Genomic DNA, 19,469 nt, shown 5'->3' on the forward strand with positions numbered 1-19,469 from the left:
TTTGATTGTGTCGATAGACGATATATCTCAGAACGGGTAAGCGTAGGGAGCAGGCGATGCCGAGCTATCAAGACATCTACGTGCGGGACAATTTTGGCGACACCGGCGTCTTCCCGTCGACGGGCGTTCCATACATGTCGCCCGACATCATCCCGCTCCAGAGTGGCACGTTGTCGGTGGAGCAGGCCATTTCGACGTATGGCGGTCCCGATCAGGGCAAGCACATCCTCAATCCCGGCCTGAACAACATCTACATCCGCGCCAAGAATTTGCAGCCAGGCGGAACCGAGACCGGAACGGCCTCTCTCTACTTCGCCAAGACCTCGCTCGTGATGTTGCCGGACACATGGCGGAACAATCAGCTGCTTACGTCGGCGGGCCAGTCAAGCGTATCGTTCGTGAACGCATCGGGCAGCACCAATCTCAATCCAAATGACATCGCGCTCAGCAGCCCGGCCTTTTTCTGGAGCAGCGTGCCGGACCCCACCTGGAGCCATTGTCTGGTCGCGATCGTCAATACCCCCAATACCGTTGTTACGATCCCGGCCCGTTTCGCCAGCAATGCCGCTTACGTCCAATGGGTGCAGAACAATCCCGCCGTCGCATGGCGCAACATCATCATCGTTCCGAACGGCCAGGCCAACGTCATCAAGAATGTAGAATTCTCCAACCAGGATTCGGTCCCGCACTACTTCTACTTCTCGCTCACCGCGCGCAATTGCCCGCTCAATACCGCCGTCACCATGCAGTGCACCCACCAATCCTGTCCGATCAACTGGAACGGGACGATCCCGGCGCCTGATCCCAACGGCAATCAGATCATTGGTTTCCAGAACAGCGTCCCGGCCGGCTTTCTCTCCGGGTCCCTGGCGATGTCCGCTACCGCGCCATCCGGACAGACGTTCCCGCGCGGCATGACGCTTGACCTGATGGCCTATCAGGTGCCCGCCTCGCAGCTATTTGACGAGTTGGACGAGATCGAACGCGACGTGGTTCGCCACTATGAGGTTACCGAAGATCATCTGGTGAAGGGCCTCGCCAAAGACGGCGGCGGAAAGATGCTGATCAAGCTTGGCCAAGTGAACTTCGTCGTACCGGCTTAGCACCATGCCAGTTCAACCGCGCTCTCAGTCCGGCCTCACGGAGTTCTCGTCCGGTGCCGGCGCCGTAACCCTCGGCAACATGCCGAGCATCAGCTTTCAGGGCAGCAATACCTGGTCGATCGAGGTTTGGGTCTACCTCGACGCGCTGGTCGACCAGATGAACCTGGTCAGCCGGCAAGGAGAGTTCGCGCTCGTCACGCAAGGCGGATGCATTTCGGCCGCCCGCCAGAGCCAGATCTTTCCGCTCGTCAGCACTCCTTTGCTCGCGCCGCACACCTGGTATCACGTCTGCGTCACGTTCGATGGCGCCACCATGTCGCTGTTCCTCAATGGATTGCGGCGCAATTTCATCACGATGACGGATTCTGGCGTCGCTAACCAGGGCCAGCCGATGACGATCGGCGGCGGATTTTATGGCCAGACGACCGGCGCCCGTTTCTGGAATATTGCGCTGCCGCCAGACATTATTTTTGAACGGCAGTGGAGCAGGTACGCGGCGAACACCGCCAATTTGATGGCGCAAATCGACTTCACGCAAACGCCCCCCATCGACACCTCGGGGCAGGGCGCGCCGGTGACGGTTTCGGCGACCGGCGTCGCCTACCTGCTGTATACGCCGGCGGCGAACCTGGTCGAAGGCGCCTTTTGCGATCCCTACAACGACAATGCCGTCAATCCCGGCGGCTCCGCCGCGGACTTCACGGTCATGGCGTGGATTTCGCCGCAGGCGCAGCCGGGCAAGCAGGCGATCTTTTCCAACGGCTTGTATGGCGCCGCGGGAATGTCGCTGGCGATAAATGCGGCCGGCAAGATCGAGTTTCAGATCGGCGGCGCGACGGCCGTGGTTTCAACCACGGCGCTTCAGGTCAATCGCTGGCGCAATGTGACGGCAACCTGGAGCGCTGCCGGCGGCAACGCCGCGATCTTCCTGGATGGCGTGCAAGACGCGACCGGCACGATGGCGTTCGCAACCGCGCGGTCCGGCGGCGCGCCATTGGTCGGCGCAGCGGCAACCAGCAGCGCCGCGCTGCCGTCCTTTAATTTCGTCGGTTACATCCAGGCCGTGAGCCTGTGGAGTTACGTCTTAACAGCGGCCCAAATCCAGAACTACATGACCGACGACCCGATCAACGATGCCAATTGCATCGCCGACTATGATTTCGTGCCGCCGCGGGCGCAGAACAGTTGGTCGCTCAATCCGGTCGGCATCGTCGGCAATGCGTCGGTTGTGGCGATCAGAAGTGCCGGCACGGTCAGCGTGAATACGATGGCGCAACGGCCACGACCACCGCTGCTACCTGTCGCGACCCACATGACGCCACGCAATGTGCGGTCCGATGATCTGTCGCTCGACACCCGTCGCGCCATGGTTGCCGAGTTCCGCGCCTTCATGACCGAGCGCCTCGGGCTTGCTCCGGAGCAGCAGGAAGAATTTGCGGCGCGATTTCAGGCGAATCTTGCGCTGCGGGCGGAACAGCTCGCAAGCGGGACCTACCGCGTACCGTTTCAATTCAGCGTCGAGCCGCTGGCGGGGGACCGTAGCCGCTTGTGGCTGCATGCCGATGGTGAATCCACCATCATCTATGAAGGCGAGTTCGACGCCTGCACCACGTGGGCCATTCAGTTCATCATCAGCCTCGGGCTGACCCTGTACTCCGTGTTCAGCTTCAGCATGAATATTTCCAAGGTCGCCGCCGGCCTGACCAATTATCTGGCCCAACGGATCAACACGATTGGCCTGGTGCCGCAGCTGCGCGTCGTGTTCAATAAAGGCATAACGCCTACCACCGTCTATAACGCGCTCGAGCTGCTGTGGGACTACGGGCTCCTGACCGGAACGATGAAGTTCTTATGGCAGGCAACGAGTGCCTCGGTCTCGTGGTGGACCATCGGCAGTATTGCCGTTCGGATCGGTCTGCTGTTCAGCCCGTTCGCACCGCTGGAGGTCGCCGTCTTCATCACCGAACTCGCCAAATCGATCATCGATGTTCGCGCTGCCTGGAACGATCCCAACAATTGCTGGAAATCCGGCGCGGAGCGGCGGGTGTTGTCGGGACCCATAGGCTGAACGAAAACCCGGATGAGGACTTCGCGCCCGGGACGGACCTCAATCAACCGGTCGGTGGCTTGCTCTTCCAGCATCCCCACTCGGGTCGTGGCCTTAAGCCTCTAACTCCCGCCCGTGCGGCTGTCGAGAACGCCCGGGATCGCTTTGGCGCGGGTTGACCCCGGTTTGTCCATGGCTATAGTCCGCCGGCTTCGCGAGGCTCCCTCCCGGGACCGACCGAGGGCCCCTGTGGCGGAATTGGTAGACGCGCTCGACTCAAAATCGAGTTCCGCAAGGAGTGCTGGTTCGATTCCGGCCAGGGGCACCAATCAGGCTGTTCAAGCCCTTCCAAAGCGTCCGCAACCGTCCGCACAGCGCTCGGAAACTCTTGAAACATAGGCGCTTCCGCGTACATCGGTGCTCGTCATCGTTTGTTCTCATCTGATCCCAGCCGCCCGATTTGTTGGTATTCTTGTTGGTATCGGGAGAACAAGCGTTCGCGGTGACTTTCGCTATTCAAGGACGCCAAGGCACGGGATGGCGATGTCGTCGAGCTCCAGCTTGCGCATCTTAACAACTCGACCGTGGAATGGCTCTACAAGAAGCACGGCCCGCTTGCGCTGATCGGCTCGCGCACGAAACTGATGTGACGCTGGGCTGATCGGGTCGACCGCTGAGCGCTTGACCATTTCCTGAAACAGCGGGGAACTCCCTGCACTGCTTGCCGGCTGCCTGAGCAGAGCGTCGTTGTCGACGTATGCGGTCATGGGAGAAGTGGCCGTGCCGCGTCTGATTCACGTCCGGGTTCGAAGGTAGCGCCGGAGATGCGCGGGACCGCTCAGGCGAAAGTGCAGCCCTTGGACTCCAGCACCTTGCCGATGCCGGACAGCTCGAGAATGTCCCCGCCGGCCTTGAGCGCCTTCATCACGCCGGCTTCCTTGTCCTCGCGCGCCGCCGACTTGACGCAGACGTCGACAATGTTCTCCTTCGGCACGATCACGACACCGTCGTCGTCGGCACTCACGATATCGCCGGGACGAACTGCAATCCCGCCGATGACGATCGGCTGATTGATGGTGCCGAGCGTCTCCTTGACGGTGCCCTTCATGCAGAGTCCGTAGGAGAAGACCTTGAATCCGGTGTCGCGCACCGCCGGGCCATCGCGAACGCCGGCATCCGTGACCAGGCCGACGATGCCCTTGGCGACGCAGGCCGTCGACAGCACTTCGCCGAACCCGCCTTGCTCGGGATGATCGCCTGCACTCACTACGAGCACGTCACCCTGCTTGGCCAATGAGATGGCAGTGATGAGCATCATGTTGTCGCCTGGATGGCAACTGACCGTCAGCGCCGGCCCGCAGGCGCGCATTCCCGGATAGATCGGCTTGATCCGCGACGTCAATGCACCCGAGCGCCCCTGCGCCTCGTGCAGGGTGGACGGAGGAAATTGCTTGATGCGCTCGACGAGGTCTGCAGCAGGCCGATCGAAAGTTCTGACAACGTGAACCATGGTCCCTCCGAGGGTCGCAATCTAAGCTTCACCTGAGATAGTCGACCGTCTCAGATCGGAGAATTTCAGTTTTTAGGATTGCCACATCGTGTTTCGTTATGGCTCGCTCTTCTGGCCCTCCAGAGGCGTTGGAGCACCCTCTGCGATGGTAACCGCGCCGGGAGGGATATCGAACTGCCCCCAGGTCTTGACGATGATCTCGAGCAATATCTTGTAGACAGCGAATGCGGCGTCGGACAAGGCAGCGTTATCGGAAATGCACAGCGACATCTGCTGCGAGGCCGACGGCGCATTGATCCGCCGAATGCAGAGTTCATCCAGGTTCGGCAATGCCTTTGCAATGGAAATGGGCAGCACGGCGGCCCCCACCCCGGCTGCAATCGCCGAAGACAGGGTCGATTGGGAATGGATCTCGGCGACGATGCGCGGGCGGAGTCCCACCTCGGCGCAGACCCGCTCGACCGTCTGTCGCAAGAAGGATTCCCGATATGGAAGAAGCAGGTCGAATTGCGCGACCTCCGCCGCCGAAACCTCCTCCGGAGGCATCTGCTCCGGATACATGCTGCGGGGCGCGACAAGATAAAAATGCTCGCGCATCAGCGGCTTGTAATCGAGACCGGTCACCGGGCGATCGCCGTAGAGGACCGCCATATCCATGCTCCCCTTCAGCATCATCTCGCTGAGCATGACCCCGGAGCTGTCGTAAATGTGCGGCACCACGCCGGGATATCGTTGGCGTACCTGCATCAGCAGCGGGGTCGCCAGCAATGCCGCCGAGCTGAGCGGGGCCAGACCGATCGTGACGTTGCCGGTCAGCTCCGGCTTGTTGTCCAGAATGGTGCGCCTGGCTTCTTCGATCTGCCGCTGGATCGATTTGGCATAGCGATAGAGGATTCGTCCGGCCTCGGTGGGCTTGACCCCGCGGGCGCTGCGGTCGAGCAGCTTGCACTTGAAGTCCGCCTCCAGGCTCGCGATGTGCTGGCTCAGGGCCGGCTGCGCGACATTCAGCACCTTCGCCGCGCTCGTCATGCTGCCGAGATCCACGACCTTGATGAAGGCCTCCAAGCGTTTCGTATCCAATACGGCGTCTCCGGATATCCAATCAGGGAGCAATGCAGCAGCAATAGGCTGAAGCTATGGGATCAGAAGGAATTGTTCTTACCACTGGGAACTTGAGGGGCCTATAGCTAGTGCTGATCTCGTCCGCCGCTCGCGTTGCAGCCGACGCCACCAGCGGGTCGGACGGTAGCAGAGGAGCCCTCGCGGATGGGATTTTCGGACTATCGAACGGCCCTGGTGACGGGCGCATCCTCCGGAATAGGAGCTGCGACGGTTCGCCGCCTGCGTGCGGAAGGGCTCGAAGTTCACGCCGTGGCCCGCGATGCCACCCGCCTGAGCGCCCTGTCCGCGGAGACCGGATGCCGCCCCTGCGCCGTCGACGTCGGCGACCTCGACGCGCTCGCGGCACTGGCGAAGTCGGCCGAGTTCGACGTCCTGGTCAACAACGCCGGCCAATCCCGGCGCGGCAATATCCTGGACACGACACCTGAAGACGTCGACGCGCTCATCGACGTCAATCTGCGCGCGGTCCTGCATCTGACACGACTGATCGTGCCGGGCATGGCGCACCGTGATCGAGGCCACGTCGTCAATATCTCCTCCATCGCCGGCCACTACGCGTTTGGCGGCGGAAACACCGTGTATCACGCCACCAAAGCGGGCATTCACTCACTGTCGCAGCAGTTGCGTGTCGATCTCTACGGAACCAGGGTACGCGTCACCGAGATATCGCCGGCCCGGGTCGAGACGGAAGTGTTCGGACGACTATTGGGCGATCTGGCCGAAGCCAAGCGTCGCTTCTTCGACGACTATGATGCACTTCAGCCCGAGGACATCGCCAATTCGATCGCATTCGCGGTCGGGTCGCCGGCGCGCATGAATGTCGCCTTCATGGAAGTGCTGCCGACCCAGCAAGTCGTCGGCGGCCTCAATTTTGCACAGAAGGGCCGGCCGCCGGCCGAGTGACGCATGAACGCCCCGAACTCGACTTGCCGTCAACGCGGAGCGTGACCGTGGACCTTCCCAAAATCGAACAACTCGTGGATCTGGTTGCGCGCTCCTCCATCGCGGAGCTGGACCTTACGCAGGACGGCACCCGTATCCGCATCCTCAAGCGCGCGTCTGCCGGAGCGGCCCCGGTTCCGAGGCAGCCAGCAAGCGGAGGCAGCGTTGAGGCTCCCCTCCTCGATCGCCAGGGGAGTCCTGCTCCCGAAGTGCCTACCTCGGCCACCGCCGACATTGTCGTGCCTGCGCCGATGCACGGCGTGTTCTACCGGGCTGCGGCTCCGGACGAGCCGCCGCTGGTCGATGTCGGCGCGCGGATCGAGGCTGGGCAGAAGATCTGCATCATCGAAGCGATGAAGACCTTCATCGACATCGCCGCCGAGGCACCAGGTGTCGTGCTTGCGATCCTCGCGGAGGACGGTGACGAGATCGAAGCGGGGCAAGCCCTGTTCCGGATCGGTCCCGCGAGTTCGTCCTGATGTTCAACAAGGTCCTGATCGCCAATCGCGGCGAGATCGCGTTTCGTATCCAGCGCGCCTGTCGGGCGATGGGTCTCAAGACGGTCGTCATTCACTCGGAGGCGGATAGCGAGGCGCGCTATGTCGCGCTCGCCGACCAGGCGCTCTGCATCGGGCCGGCACCGGCGGGCAGCACCTATCTCAACGTGGCGGCGATCCTGCTCGCGGCCGAGGTCAGCGGCGCTCAGGCCATTCATCCGGGTTACGGGTTTCTCTCGGAGAGCGCGGAGTTCGCCGATCGGGTCGTGCGCGCCGGTCTCAACTTCATCGGCCCGCCCGCGGATTGTATCCGGACCATGGGCGATAAGGTCGCGGCCAAGCGCGCGATGCGACTGGCGGGCGTGCCTTGCGTGCCGGGGCCGGACACTGCCCTGCCGGATGATCCTGCCGAAGTGCGCGCGATCGCGCGGGACATCGGATATCCCGTCATCATCAAGGCTGCCGGTGGCGGCGGCGGGCGCGGCATGCGGATCGTGCGCAACGCGAGCGCGCTGGACGAGGCGCTGGCGCTGACCCGCGCGGAAGCCAGCAAGGCCTTTGCGAACGCTGCGGTCTACATCGAGAAATTCCTCGAAAAGCCCCGCCATATCGAGATTCAGGTGCTATGCGACCAGCATGACAACCATCTCTGGCTCGGCGATCGCGACTGCTCGCTTCAGCGCAGGAACCAGAAGGTCGTCGAGGAGGCTCCCGCACCCGGCATCGATCGCGCACTGATCGAGCAGGTGGGCGCAAGCTGCGTCGAAGCCTGCCGGCGGATCGGCTATCGCGGCGCCGGCACGTTCGAATTCCTCTACGAGGACGGGCAGTTCTTCTTCATCGAGATGAACACGCGCGTCCAGGTCGAGCATCCCGTCACCGAGATGACGACGGGAATCGACATCGTGAGGGAGCAGATCCTCATCGCGCAAGGCGAGCCGCTGGGCATCGCGCAAGGCGAGATCGCGCGCGTCGGCCATGCGGTCGAGTTCCGCATCAATGCCGAAGACCCCACCACCTTCGCGCCCTCGCCCGGCACGGTGACGCGCTGGGATATGCCGGGCGGCGTCGGCATCCGCGTCGATTCGCATATCACAGCCGGCGCCACCGTTCCCCGTCACTATGATTCACTGATCGGCAAGCTGATCGCCCATGGCGGCACCCGCGAAGAAGCTCTGGCGCGTGCGCGCGTCGCCCTGTCCGAACTACGCGCCGAAGGCATCCGAACCAATGTGCCGCTGCATCAGGCGATCCTCGCCGACCCGACGTTCTGCCGTGGCGGCTATGACATCCATCATCTCGAGTACTGGATGAATGCGCGGGTGGCCTCGCGATGACGACGCCGGGCCGGCCGCGGATCAGCCTGCTCGGGACATCAGCCCTCCTGTTCGAGGCGCCTGGCGTGTTCGACCTGCCGCATCAGCGGCGCATCTGGGCGCTGGCCGCCGCCGCTTCGACATGGCCAGGAATCCGCGAGGCCATCCCCGGCATCACCAATTTGATGCTGACCTTCGAAACGCCGCCCCGCGAGCTGGGCGGGCTGATCGCCGCGCTCAACGACGGCTGGGACGCAGCGGAAGGCCTCGCGATTGGCGGCCGCGAGATCCGGTTGCCGGTCACCTATGGCGGCGAGGTCGGATCATCGCTTCAGTCCGTCGCCGATCATTGCGGCCTGTCCGTGGACGACGTGGTGTCGATCCATGCCGCACCGCTCTACACGGTGTTCGCACTCGGGAGCCATCCCGGCTATTGTTACCTCGGCGGCATGGACCCGCGCATCACCATGCCGCGGCGGCAGATACCGCTACAGCGTTCCGCGGGCGGTTCGGTCTCCATTGGCGGATCGCAGACCGGCGTCTCCGCATCGCCCGGGCCGAGCGGCTGGCACGCCATCGGGCACACAAGCTGGACGTTCTTCGATCCGTCCTGGCCTTCGCCGGCCGCGCTCGCACCAGGTGACACCATCCGTTTCGAGATCAAGCAGGTGATCCGTTGATCGAGATCCTGTCGGTCACAGGTCCCGCCAGCGTCCAGGATCTCGGCCGCTTCGACCAGTATCGCTTCGGGGTCGGCACGGCGGGCGCGATGGACGACGTTGCGCTACGCGCCGGCAACATCCTGCTCGGCAACGACGAGAACGCTGCCGGCATCGAAATCCCGATGCTGCCGTTCCGCCTCCGTTTCGACCGGGACATGGCCTTTGCGCTCACGGGCGCCGGTGTCGAGGCCGAAATCGAAGGGCTCGCAATCCCATCCTGGTGGCGCTCGCATGCACGCGCCGGAGACGTTCTGACCATCAAGGCGATATCCCACGGCGCACGCAGCTATCTGGCCGTCAGCGGCGGCATCGACGTCCCTGTCGTGCTGGGCTCGCGAAGCACGCAGTTTCGCGGGGAGTTCGGCGGCCTTCACGGACGTCCGCTCCAGCCCGGGGATATCCTGCCCTGCACCGCGTCAGCCGCGACCATCGGCGAGCTCGGGGTCGAGCCGGCCGAGATCACGCTCGCGCGACCGAACACTGCCGCGGACGAAACCATCGTCAGGGTCGTGATCGCCGGCGAATATGACGGGTTCGACGCTGCCACGCAGGCGCTGTTCTGGTCCAGTAGCTGGAAGATCACGCCCCAGAGCAACCGCTATGGCTACCGCCTGCAAGGCCCCGCCGTGAAGCCGAGAGTGCCGATCGAGAAACGCTCGCACGGCATCGTCCCCGGCGTCATCCAGATTCCGCCGAACGGACAGCCGATCATCCAGATGCGCGACGCCCAGACATCCGGCGGCTATCCGAAGATCGCGACCGTGATCCGCGCCGATTTGTGGCGCGTCGCGCAGGCGCGGCTCGGAAGCAAGCTGCGGTTCGAGCAGACGGCCTATGCCGAAGCGCTGGCGGCCGAGGCCGAGATGTCAGCGTATATCGAGCGGCTCAGAACCAATGTGCGTCTTATCGAGGAGATCAGAACATGCCGATCAAGCTGACCGATATCGCGCGGCTGGCGCAAATCCTCGAAAGGTCCGGCGTCGACACGATCGAGATCGAGGAGCCCGGCCAGTCCCTGAAGCTCGTCGTCGATACGGGCCCACGAATGGCCGCGTCACCGACGCCTGCCGCACCGGCTGCTGACCATTCCGTCATCGCCAAGGCCGACGTCGCAGGGCATTTCCTCGCGGCCCATCCCTGGCGGGACAAGCCGTTCGTCGCACCGGGCCAGCACATCCAGGCCGGCGCGATCGTCGGCCTCGTCAAGATCGGCCTGCTGTATGCGCCCATCGTGGCACCGGCCGCCGGCACAGTCGATGCCGTGATCGCGGAGCCTGGTGCAACGGTCGGCTACGGCACACCGATTGTGCGGATCCGCCCGCCCTCCGGGAGCAGCCCGATCAATTGAGCAGGACAGTTGCGGGCGTGACCTCGCCGCCGCCCTGCTCGATCACGCGGCGCACCGTGCCGGCGAGGTTGACCGATCCGGGCGTGTCGCTGTGGATCAGGATCGAGCGCGCCTCGACCTTGATCGACTTGCCCTCAATCGTCTGCACGGTGCCACTATCAAGAAAACGCTTGACCCGCTCGGCCACCGCATCAGTCGAGGCGATGACGGAGTTGGGAAGCTTGCGGGACACCAGATGGCCGTTCTCGTCATAGGCGCGGTCAGCCAGGAACAGAGTGAGGATGCGCAGCCCCACCTTGCGCGCAGCGCGCACGATCTCGGCGTCCGGCTGCGAGAACACGATGAAATCGCGATTGATGGTCGCAATCGCACGGGCAACCACATCGGCCATATCAGGATCGGCATTGACCATGTTGCCCATCGCCGCATGGAAGCTGACATGGGTCACGCGGTGACCGGCATTGGCTGCGATCGCCTGCAAGGCGCCGATCTGATAGACCATGTGCTTCTCCAGCTCAGCCGCATCCATCTGGATGACGCGGCGGCCAAACCCGAGCAGATCGGGCAGGCCCGGATGGGCACCGACCTCGACCCCCTTCTGCTTCGCCAGGCGGACCATGCGATCCATGATGATCGGATCGCCGGCGTGGAAGCCGCACGCAACGTTGGCGGACGAGATGATGCCCATCAGCGCCTCGTCGTCGCAGATGCGATAATTGCCGAAACCTTCGCCCATGTCCGAATTGATGCCGATTTTCATGCTCGCACCCTGCTCTTGTTGTTGTTGACGTCTACTTTTGTTTGAGCATGATCTTTTCGGAAGACCGCTTCACACTTTTCCGGATCATGCTCTAAAGCTCTCGATAGAGATCCGCGGTTGCTCGCAGCTTCGCGAGATAGTCGTTGACGGGAGCCATGGCCGCGACCGCGTCCAGGTAGCTGACCTCGCAGAAGGCGATGAACGATCCAGGTGCCGCCTGGCCGAGGCGCCAGAGATCGGCCTCAATCACGGCCGCCATCTTTGGATAGCCACCGGCCGTATTGGCGTCGCTCATCTGGATGATCGGCTCGCCGGCCGGCGGCACTTGCACGACGCCAGCCACTACGCCATGCGAGCGCATCTCGACCGGTGCATCCAATGTCAGCTTGCTGCCGGTGAGACGGTAGCCGCCGCGGTCGCTGCGGGCGCTGATCTTCCATCTCGTGGACCAGAACGCCGCCTGCATCGCCTCCGAAAACAGGTCATATTCGCCGGCCCGCAAGACGCGTATCAATAGCACACGGTCATCCGCTGGAGCGGCGCCCGCGATCGCCACATCCGGCGGCGCGACGCCGAAGTCGAAGCGGCCGTCGCTCTTACGCGGCGAACTCCCGATCGGAACAACGTCGCCCGCCTCCAGGGTTCGCCCCTCGAGCCCGCCGAACCCTGCGCGCAGATGCGTGCTGCGCGAGCCCAGCACGCGCGGAACATCGATGCCGCCGCCGAACGTCGCGTAGACGCGTGCCCCACGCCTCGGCACGGCGATGGCGAGAATGTCGCCCGCCTTCGCCCGCGTGCACCACCACGGCCGCACGGCTGATCCGGCCAGCGTGGACTCGTGATCGGCGCCGGTGAGTGCAAACGCGGTGTCGGCCGAAAAGCGCAGGCGGAACGGAAAGGTCTGGATCTCGATGCCGGCCGCATTGTCGTCATTGCCGAGCAGCGCATTTCCCGCGGCAAGCGCGACGGGATCCATGGCGCCCGATGTGCTCACGCCGAAACGGCGCGCGCCGTTGCGGCCAAGATCCTGGATGGTGTTGAAGGCAGGGCTGGTCAGTATCTCGATCACAGCTCGATCCGATCGATCCTGAATCTGACACGGTCGCCCGGAAGCATGAGCGAAGGCTGTTCAGACCGCGGGTCGAACATCGTGACCGAGGCCCATCCGATGGCGTTCCATCCATTCGGACTTGTCAGCACCGCAACGCCGGTCTGCATCCCGCCGATGGTCACCGAGCCCGCGCGCATGCTGAGTGACGGCACGGATTTGCGCGGCATTTGGATGCGCGGATCAAGGCCATGGAGGTAGCCGAACCCCGGCGAGCTCGCGACCGCGCAGACGGTGTAGTCGCCTTCGCTGTGGATCCTGATGACCTCGCGTTCGGACAGTCCGGAACGGCTTGCGACCGCCGGCAAATCGAAACCGAGCTCCCCGCCATAGACCACAGGAATTTCGATCACCTTGCCGCCGGTCTTGCGGCTCGGCGTACGATGCCACAGTTCGGCGATCGAAGCGCTGAGCATGCCGATATCCGCGGGCGGCTGCTCGAATACGAGCATCACATTGGTCACGCCAATGACGGCTTCCTGGACGTTGGGCCAGGCGGAAACAGCATCCGCGAGGGCCCAGATGCGTCCCTGCTGAACCAGGTCAAAATCACCCGGCGCCTCGACCAGCATCGCAAGTGTGCCGATCAGGCTGATCTTCGGGCTTTTCTCGATCGTGCCGACAAAGGGGGCGCTGGGCTGATTAATCGACAAGAGGGCCTCGCTGGTCGAACGCTCGTGGGCGCCGCCAACCTCAAATCTAGCCACGCAGCGAAAGCCGATCCAAGACGGTGTTCGTCTGCGGGTATAAGAGATGTCGATTGCCCGCGAGACGCCGCACTCGTCCCGAGCTTCAGTGACGCACGATGACGTGATTGCTGGGCGACTCCCACCGCGCGACAACCTCCTCGCCCACGGCGTATCGAAGCCCCGCTTGCTGCGATTGATTCTGCTCGAACACGATGATCTGCCCGCCGCTCGGCGTCTTGAGGTAGTAGTGACTGACGAAGCCGCGATAGATGGCCTGGTCGACACGCGCCATCACGCTATTGGCACGTTGCTCCGTCGGACTCTGGCCAATGCGCTCGACGAGGATCGCTTCGGGCCTGATCGAGACCATCACGTCGCTGACGGATTGCGGTATCTGATCGATCTGAAGGCTCAATTCGGGCGATACACGAACGACCGCTCCGTTCCCGTTTCGCTGCTCGATGGAGCCCTCAAACAGATTTGACGCGCCGATGAACTGCGCGACGAATTTCGAGGTCGGGCGCTGATAGATTTCGGTCGCCGAGCCGACCTGCTCGAGCCTGCCATCGCGCATCACGACGATCTTGTCGGCCATCGTCAGGGCTTCGTCCTGGTCGTGGGTCACCATCACGGTGGTCAGACCGAGCCGGCGCTGAAGGGCGCGCAGCTCGACCTGCATGCTCTCGCGCAGCCCCTTGTCGAGCGCCCCGAGCGGCTCGTCGAGCAGCAGCATGGCCGGCTCGATCACCAGGGCGCGCCCCAGTGCGACGCGCTGCTGCTGGCCACCGGAGAGCTGCGCCGGATAGCGCTTGCCGAAGCTAGAGAGCTGGACGAGATTGAGCGCCTCGCCCACCTTCCTTGCAGCATCGGCCTTGGATATCCCGCGCATCTCGAGGCCGAATGCAATGTTCTCTTCGACGGTCAGGTGAGGAAACAACGCGTAGTTCTGGAACAACATCCCGACGTTGCGGCGATGCACGGGAACGCCGGTCATCCTGTTGTCGTTGACGAACACGTCGCCGGATGTCGGGCGGATCAGCCCCGCGATCATGCGAAGGCAGGTCGTCTTGCCGCATCCGCTCGGACCGAGCAGCGCCACCATGTGGCCCGGTTCGATCGTGAGCGAGACGTCGTCGACAGCGACGGTGCGGTTGTATTCCTTGCTGAGGCGCTCAAGCCTGACTTCGGAAGACCTCATGACAACCTGCCTTAGCTTGTGAACACCTGATTATAACGCTCCAGCCACGGACCGCGGCGCGGAACGATGAACTTCCAGTCCGGCGTGAACAGTCCGAGATCGGCCGCCTTGGTGTCGGGATAGGCCAGGAACTTGGTCGTCTCCGGCTTGAAGTCGATGCCGCCCACCGAGGGCGCGCTGAGCGTCTGCTCGGACAGCATCTTGGCCACCGAGGGCTCCAGGATGCGGTTGATCAGCGCACAAGCAAGCTCCGGTTCAGGCGCATTCCTGACCAGCGTCATGCTATTGATGCCGGTGAACGCGCCTTCCTTGGGGAACGTCATGTCGAGCGGCATGCCCTTGGCCGTGTGCGGATAGATCGCCTTCGAATATTCGATGCCGCCAATCGTCGCCTGACCCTGGGCCACCTGGAGCACCTGCGCCTCGCTGTCGTAGATCGTCAGGACGTTGGGCTTGAGGGTCGCGAGCTTGTCCCAGCCGCTGTCGACCAGGTATTGCGCTTCCTTCAGCGGCTTGCCCGTCGTGAGCGCCGTCGCCACGATGAGCATCAGCACGCTCTGGGTATTCTTGGGCGTGTTCAGCAGGATCTGCTTGCGGTACTTGGCGTCGAAGATCTGCTCGTAGCTCTCGAGCGGCTTCGTCACTTGGGGATTGATGAACATGGCCGCGCTCGAGATCGAGAAGCCGACGCCATAATCCTCTTCGAAGAGATAACGCGGATAGACCTTCGCAAGATTCGGGATCTTGCTCGCGTCGAGCTTGTCGATCAGCCCTTCCTGCTTGGCCTGGGGGATGCCGACATCGTCCATCATCATCATACTGAAGCGCGGCGTATCGCGGGTGGCGCGGAGGGCGGCGATGTTCGATAGCGTCGCGCCTTCGATCGTGAAGACGCGGCACTTGAACTCGGCCTCGAACTTGGGAATGACCTCCTTCTGGATCAGCTTGCCCAGCGCGGAGTTGTAGACGCCGACATGCAGCTGCTTGGCGTCCTGCGCCCAGGACCGACTGATGATCGTCGGGAAAGCAACCGCGGATGCACCGGCTTTAATGAGAGTCCTACGTGTCAGCTTCATGGGTCCAATCTCCATCTACCAATGCACATCAGGCAGCCAGCGCGCGGCGAAGGCCGACCAGTTTCTCCAGCAGCAGCACGCCGACCATCGCCATCAGAATGATGATCGTCGACATCGCAGGCACGGAAGGATCAAAGACGTTGACCAGTTGCCGCATCAGAACGAGCGGCACGGGCGAGTATTCCGAGTTCGCCAGCCACATCGTGACCGGATAATTGTCAAAGGACACCATGAAGGCGAACAGTCCGCCGGCGGCGACGCCGGAGGCGATCTGCGGCAACGTCACCCGCCAGAAGGTCGTCAGCCGGTTGGCCCCAAGCGTGCGCGCGGCGTCCTCCAGGTTCTCATCCACCAGCTGAAGGCTGGTGACGACCGTGCGGATGACATAGGGCGACGTCACGACCACGTGCCCGATCAGAAGGTTGAGCCGGGCATCCTGCGAGCCGAGCTTGGTCAGGACCTGAAGCAGCGCCAGGCCCGTGACCAGCGCCGGGAAAATCAACGGCGACAGCAAGAACCCCTTGATCGCGGCCAGGCCGAAGAAGTTGCCACGGACCAGCGCAAAGGCCGCGGGCACGCCGAACAGGAGCGAGCCCACCGTCGTGCCAAGCGCGAGCAGGATGCTCAGCCTCATCGCCTCGAGGAAATCGCGGTCCTGGAGAACCTTGGCATACCATTTCAGCGTGAAGCCCTGCGGCGGGAACGTCACGAAATAGGAATCGGAGACCGACACCGCCATGACAAGGAGCAGCGGCGCCAGGATGAACAGCATCATGCCGGCGGTGATGGTGTAGAGGATGAAGGCACCGAAGCCGGAAAATCGCTCGTCCATCATTCGGGCCTCCTGAGACGCCGTCCTTCCAGAAGCCACATCGAGACGCCGTTCACCGCCAGGACCAGGCCGACGAGAACGGCGGCAATCGCGGCACCGAACGGCCAGTCGTAGACGACGAAGATCTGCTGCTCGATCAGATTGCCGAGCATGATCGCCGAGGCGCCGCCCAGGATCGCAGGAATGACGAAGGAGCCGGCGGTGAGGGAGAATACCAGGGTAAATCCCGCCACGAAGCCGGGCATGCTCAACGGCAGCGTCACGCGGAGGAACACCTTCCACCATGGCGCGCCCAGCATCCGGGCTGCATCTTCGAGGTTGGGATCGATCTTGCCGAGCGCCGAGGCCAGCGGCAGAACCATCATTGGGAAGAACACGTGCAGCGACCCGATGACGACGGCTACTTCGGTGTAGAGGACCGATATCGGGGCATCGACGATATGCAGCGTCATCAGGATCCAGTTCAGCATTCCCTTCGGACCGTTCTGCAGCACGAGCTGCCAGCCGTACCCACGGACGACCACGCTGACGATCAGGGGCGCGATGACGATCAAGGTGATGATGCGCGTGACCATCGGACGGCTTTTGACCATCACCAGTGCAACCGGATAGGCGAGCAACGTCGCGAGCGCGGAGGTGATGATGCTGATCCGCAGCGTCGTCCAGAGCACGCGTGCGTAGAGCTCGACGTTGATCAGACGGGCGTAGTGCGCAAGAGTGAACGGACGGCCGATGATGCCGCGGCTGTCCTGTGTCTGGATGCTCGAGAACAGCAGCCCCAGTGCCGGATAGAAGAAGAAGTAAGTCAGGAATGCCAGCATCGGGACGGCGAGAAGCCCGACCGGCAGAGCCAGACGCCACCTCGACGCCCACCGGGTTGCCGGTGGAGCTTGAACACCCAAGACCGCCACAGCATCGTCGCTGGTGGTCATCGCTGGCCGTCCTCGACTGCGCGATACCAAGGCAATACCCCTCTTTGCACAAAGCTTATGCGTCGATATCCTACAGGACCAAGAACATCTTCGTTTAGGGGCATTAAGAAGGATTATGACAGTTGGTTCGGCATACTGCTCCGATCTTGGTCGACGAATGCCGCTGGATGCATCTTTCGTTCTCCACTGAGGGCCAAGCCCCCTGACATATCGACGCCCGGTCAGCGCAGGCCTTCGCAGAAGCTCGCGATACGCCGGCAGCCCTCCTTCAGCGATTCGGTATCGGTCGCATAAGAAATACGGAAATACGGACTCATGCCATACGCGCCCCCGGGCACCGCCGCGACATGCTGCTCCTCCAGGAGAGCCGAAATGAAGTCGGCATCGGTCTCCAGCCGGCGCCCGCCCTTCGTGGTCTTACCGATGCAACCGCCGATGTTGGGAAACACGTAGAAGGCTCCCTCAGGCTTGTGGCAGGTAATCCCGGGAATCTGATTGAGGAGCTTGACCACCAGATCGCGCCGGTCGCGATAGATGTCAGCGCGCTCCTTCAGGTAGTCCTGCGGTCCGTCCAGGACCGCGACGGCCGCTGCCTGGCTCGCCGTGCAGATTCCGCCGGTCGCCTGACCGTGGACATTGTTCATCGCCGCAATCAGGTCTTTGGGACCGCCGCAATAGCCGACCCGCCAGCCCGTCATGGCGTAGGCCTTGGACGCGCCGTTCACGGTCACGACGCGATTCCTCAGCTTCGGCTCGACCTCCGCGATGGTGCAGAACTCGAAACCGTCATAGGTAAGATGTTCATAGATGTCGTCGGTGAGAATCCAGACGTCGGGGTGCTTCAGCATGACGTCGGCGATCGCGCGCATCTCGTCGCGGGTACATGCCGCGCCGGTCGGATTGTTGGGAAAATTAAGGATCAGCCACTTGGTCCGGGGCGTGATTGCCGTGTCCAGATCCGCCGGGCGCAGCTTGAACTGATTGTTCTCCGGGCACGGCACGGCGACGGGCTTCGCTTCCGCCAGGAGCACGATGTCGGCATAGGTGATCCAGCCCGGTGCAGGAATGACGACCTCGTCGCCTGGGTTGCAGGTCGCAAACAGCGCGTTGAAGATGATCTGCTTGCCGCCATTGGCAATCAGGATCTCGTCGAGGGCGTAGTCTAGATTGTTCTCGCGCTTGAACTTGCGCTGAACAGCGGTCCGCAGCGCGACGGTCCCCGGCTGCGCGGGATATTTGGTATCGCCCGCCAGCGCCGCCCGATGCGCGGCCTCGATCGCATGCGGCGGCGTCGGAAAGTCGGGCTCGCCGGACGACAGGCCGACAATCTTGACGCCCGCGGCGCGGAGCTCGCGCGCCTTGTCCGTCATCGCCGCCGAGGCCGACACCTTCACGGTCTTCAGGCGGTTCGCAAGTTCAGGCATCGTCGGCTCCACTTCTCATGTCTTTCAAACGTGCGGCCTCGGATCGGCTCGCAAATCGCAGTTCGCCGACAACCTGGAACGTGGGGACGACCTCGATCGTCGCGACGTTCATCCGTGCCGGCGACCCCACCGCGAACGCAATGGCATCCGCAACGTCTTCGGACTGGAGCGTCTCGAACGCGCCGACGAAACGGGCATCCGGATTGTCGGCGGAATTCTGGTGTTGGAAGATGCTCGTTGCCACGCGTCCTGGCGAGACTTCGGTGACGCGAACGCAGATCCCGTAGAGATCGACGCGCAGCTGGTGCGACAGCGAATGAATGCCCGCCTTCGTCGCGTGATAGGCCACGGATGAATTGAATGTCGTCGCGTTCTCGCCGAAGGCATAATGGCCGGCGATCGACGAGACGTTGACCACGTGGCCGCGGTTGCGCCTCGCCATGCCTGGCACGATCAGCCGCGTCAGGTGCAGGACCGCGCGCAGATTGACGTCGACCAGCGTGTCGACATCATCAGGTGCAAGATCCAGGATGCTGCCGCGCCGCGACTGGCCGGCATTGTTGACGAGAACGTCGAACTCGGCCGAGCTCGCAAGCCGCGTCAACGCGTCGAGATCGTTCACATCGACGGCGCATGCGTGGCATCCGGTCTCGGCCGACAGGCTTGCAAGCCGGCGGACGTCGCGCCCCAGCGCGTGAACCTCGAGCCCCCCGGTGCGGAGGCGCCGAACCGTCGCAGCCCCGATACCCGAGGATGCGCCCGTCACCAACGCCGTTCGATAGTCCGAAAATCCCATCCGCAGGGCTCTTTCGCGGTCATGCAGAGCGGCGGAAAATTAAGTGC

Annotated in this window: 20 protein-coding genes and 1 tRNA gene; 9 read left to right on the forward strand and 12 right to left on the reverse strand. The window is 63.1% G+C overall.

All coding sequences use genetic code 11. The annotated features are described in order from the left end of the window. Window positions 1-134: 134 nt before the first annotated feature. The 3 genes from ABID58_RS09650 to ABID58_RS09660 all read left to right on the forward strand — a co-directional run bounded on the left by ABID58_RS09650 (window position 135) and on the right by ABID58_RS09660 (window position 3,478). Complete coding sequence (locus ABID58_RS09650; RefSeq protein ID WP_354032447.1) at window positions 135-1,103, forward strand: hypothetical protein; 969 nt, start codon at window positions 135-137, stop codon at window positions 1,101-1,103. A gap of 4 nt (window positions 1,104-1,107) precedes the next feature. After that, a complete protein-coding gene (locus tag ABID58_RS09655) occupies window positions 1,108-3,171 on the forward strand; it encodes a LamG domain-containing protein (RefSeq protein WP_354032448.1) in 2,064 nt (687 codons plus the stop codon). 222 nt (window positions 3,172-3,393) lie between these two features. After that, window positions 3,394-3,478, forward strand: a tRNA-Leu gene (locus ABID58_RS09660). 184 nt (window positions 3,479-3,662) lie between these two features. On the opposite strand, the gene ABID58_RS09665 is transcribed toward ABID58_RS09660, so the two are convergent. From ABID58_RS09665 to ABID58_RS09675, 3 genes are all read right to left on the reverse strand, one after another. Further along, window positions 3,663-3,917 carry a hypothetical protein gene (locus ABID58_RS09665; protein WP_354032449.1) on the reverse strand — a complete coding sequence of 85 codons (255 nt, stop codon included), beginning with the start codon at window positions 3,915-3,917 and terminating at the stop codon, window positions 3,663-3,665. A 71-nt stretch (window positions 3,918-3,988) separates the two neighbouring features. Beyond that, window positions 3,989-4,660, reverse strand: a complete 672-nt coding sequence (locus ABID58_RS09670) for a 4-carboxy-4-hydroxy-2-oxoadipate aldolase/oxaloacetate decarboxylase (protein WP_354032450.1) — start codon at window positions 4,658-4,660, stop codon at window positions 3,989-3,991. Between the two features lie 96 nt (window positions 4,661-4,756). Further along, window positions 4,757-5,725 carry a LysR substrate-binding domain-containing protein gene (locus tag ABID58_RS09675; protein ID WP_354032451.1) on the reverse strand — a complete coding sequence of 323 codons (969 nt, stop codon included), beginning with the start codon at window positions 5,723-5,725 and terminating at the stop codon, window positions 4,757-4,759. Window positions 5,726-5,926: 201 nt separating this feature from the next. On the opposite strand from ABID58_RS09675, the gene ABID58_RS09680 reads away from it, so the two are divergent. From ABID58_RS09680 to ABID58_RS09705, 6 genes are read left to right on the forward strand one after another with little or no spacing between them, the layout of a single operon-like run. Further along, entirely contained in the window at window positions 5,927-6,685 is a 759-nt protein-coding gene (locus ABID58_RS09680; RefSeq protein ID WP_354032452.1) for an SDR family oxidoreductase, read from the forward strand. Between the two features lie 47 nt (window positions 6,686-6,732). Beyond that, window positions 6,733-7,203, forward strand: a complete 471-nt coding sequence (gene accB, locus ABID58_RS09685; protein WP_354032453.1) for an acetyl-CoA carboxylase biotin carboxyl carrier protein — start codon at window positions 6,733-6,735, stop codon at window positions 7,201-7,203. Beyond that, window positions 7,203-8,558, forward strand: coding sequence for an acetyl-CoA carboxylase biotin carboxylase subunit (gene accC / locus ABID58_RS09690; protein WP_354032454.1), 1,356 nt, complete (start codon window positions 7,203-7,205; stop codon window positions 8,556-8,558). Before accB ends, accC begins: the two co-directional genes overlap by 1 nt. Then, window positions 8,555-9,217, forward strand: a complete 663-nt coding sequence (pxpB, locus tag ABID58_RS09695) for a 5-oxoprolinase subunit PxpB (RefSeq protein WP_354032455.1) — start codon at window positions 8,555-8,557, stop codon at window positions 9,215-9,217. Before accC ends, pxpB (ABID58_RS09695) begins: the two co-directional genes overlap by 4 nt. Then, window positions 9,214-10,197 carry a 5-oxoprolinase subunit C family protein gene (locus ABID58_RS09700; RefSeq protein ID WP_354032456.1) on the forward strand — a complete coding sequence of 328 codons (984 nt, stop codon included), beginning with the start codon at window positions 9,214-9,216 and terminating at the stop codon, window positions 10,195-10,197. Before pxpB (ABID58_RS09695) ends, ABID58_RS09700 begins: the two co-directional genes overlap by 4 nt. Then, entirely contained in the window at window positions 10,182-10,607 is a 426-nt protein-coding gene (locus tag ABID58_RS09705; RefSeq protein WP_148755326.1) for an acetyl-CoA carboxylase biotin carboxyl carrier protein, read from the forward strand. The genes ABID58_RS09700 and ABID58_RS09705 overlap by 16 nt, the downstream gene beginning before the upstream one ends. Here the strand turns inward: ABID58_RS09705 and ABID58_RS09710 are convergent. The 9 genes from ABID58_RS09710 to ABID58_RS09750 all read right to left on the reverse strand — a co-directional run bounded on the left by ABID58_RS09710 (window position 10,600) and on the right by ABID58_RS09750 (window position 19,422). Next, entirely contained in the window at window positions 10,600-11,367 is a 768-nt protein-coding gene (locus ABID58_RS09710; RefSeq protein ID WP_354032457.1) for a LamB/YcsF family protein, read from the reverse strand. The genes ABID58_RS09705 and ABID58_RS09710 overlap by 8 nt on opposite strands. 91 nt (window positions 11,368-11,458) lie before the next feature. Continuing rightward, window positions 11,459-12,436, reverse strand: a complete 978-nt coding sequence (locus ABID58_RS09715; protein ID WP_354032458.1) for a 5-oxoprolinase subunit C family protein — start codon at window positions 12,434-12,436, stop codon at window positions 11,459-11,461. Next, window positions 12,433-13,128, reverse strand: coding sequence for a 5-oxoprolinase subunit PxpB (gene pxpB, locus ABID58_RS09720; RefSeq protein ID WP_502916398.1), 696 nt, complete (start codon window positions 13,126-13,128; stop codon window positions 12,433-12,435). Before pxpB (ABID58_RS09720) ends, ABID58_RS09715 begins: the two co-directional genes overlap by 4 nt. A 139-nt stretch (window positions 13,129-13,267) precedes the next feature. After that, window positions 13,268-14,362 (reverse strand): ABC transporter ATP-binding protein, encoded by a 1,095-nt coding sequence (locus ABID58_RS09725; RefSeq protein WP_354032461.1) that lies wholly within the window; start codon window positions 14,360-14,362, stop codon window positions 13,268-13,270. A gap of 11 nt (window positions 14,363-14,373) precedes the next feature. Continuing rightward, window positions 14,374-15,438, reverse strand: coding sequence for an extracellular solute-binding protein (locus ABID58_RS09730; protein ID WP_354032462.1), 1,065 nt, complete (start codon window positions 15,436-15,438; stop codon window positions 14,374-14,376). 28 nt (window positions 15,439-15,466) lie between these two features. Next, complete coding sequence (locus ABID58_RS09735) at window positions 15,467-16,273, reverse strand: ABC transporter permease (protein ID WP_354032463.1); 807 nt, start codon at window positions 16,271-16,273, stop codon at window positions 15,467-15,469. Continuing rightward, window positions 16,270-17,202: an ABC transporter permease gene (locus ABID58_RS09740; protein ID WP_246230338.1), complete on the reverse strand. Its 933-nt coding sequence runs from the start codon at window positions 17,200-17,202 to the stop codon at window positions 16,270-16,272. Before ABID58_RS09740 ends, ABID58_RS09735 begins: the two co-directional genes overlap by 4 nt. A gap of 221 nt (window positions 17,203-17,423) precedes the next feature. Continuing rightward, window positions 17,424-18,626 carry a pyridoxal phosphate-dependent aminotransferase gene (locus ABID58_RS09745; protein ID WP_354032464.1) on the reverse strand — a complete coding sequence of 401 codons (1,203 nt, stop codon included), beginning with the start codon at window positions 18,624-18,626 and terminating at the stop codon, window positions 17,424-17,426. Then, window positions 18,619-19,422, reverse strand: coding sequence for an SDR family oxidoreductase (locus ABID58_RS09750; RefSeq protein ID WP_354032465.1), 804 nt, complete (start codon window positions 19,420-19,422; stop codon window positions 18,619-18,621). Before ABID58_RS09750 ends, ABID58_RS09745 begins: the two co-directional genes overlap by 8 nt. Between the last annotated feature and the right edge of the window lie 47 nt (window positions 19,423-19,469).

This window comes from Bradyrhizobium sp. S3.2.6, from assembly GCF_040546885.1.
Lineage (GTDB): Bacteria > Pseudomonadota > Alphaproteobacteria > Rhizobiales > Xanthobacteraceae > Bradyrhizobium > Bradyrhizobium cytisi.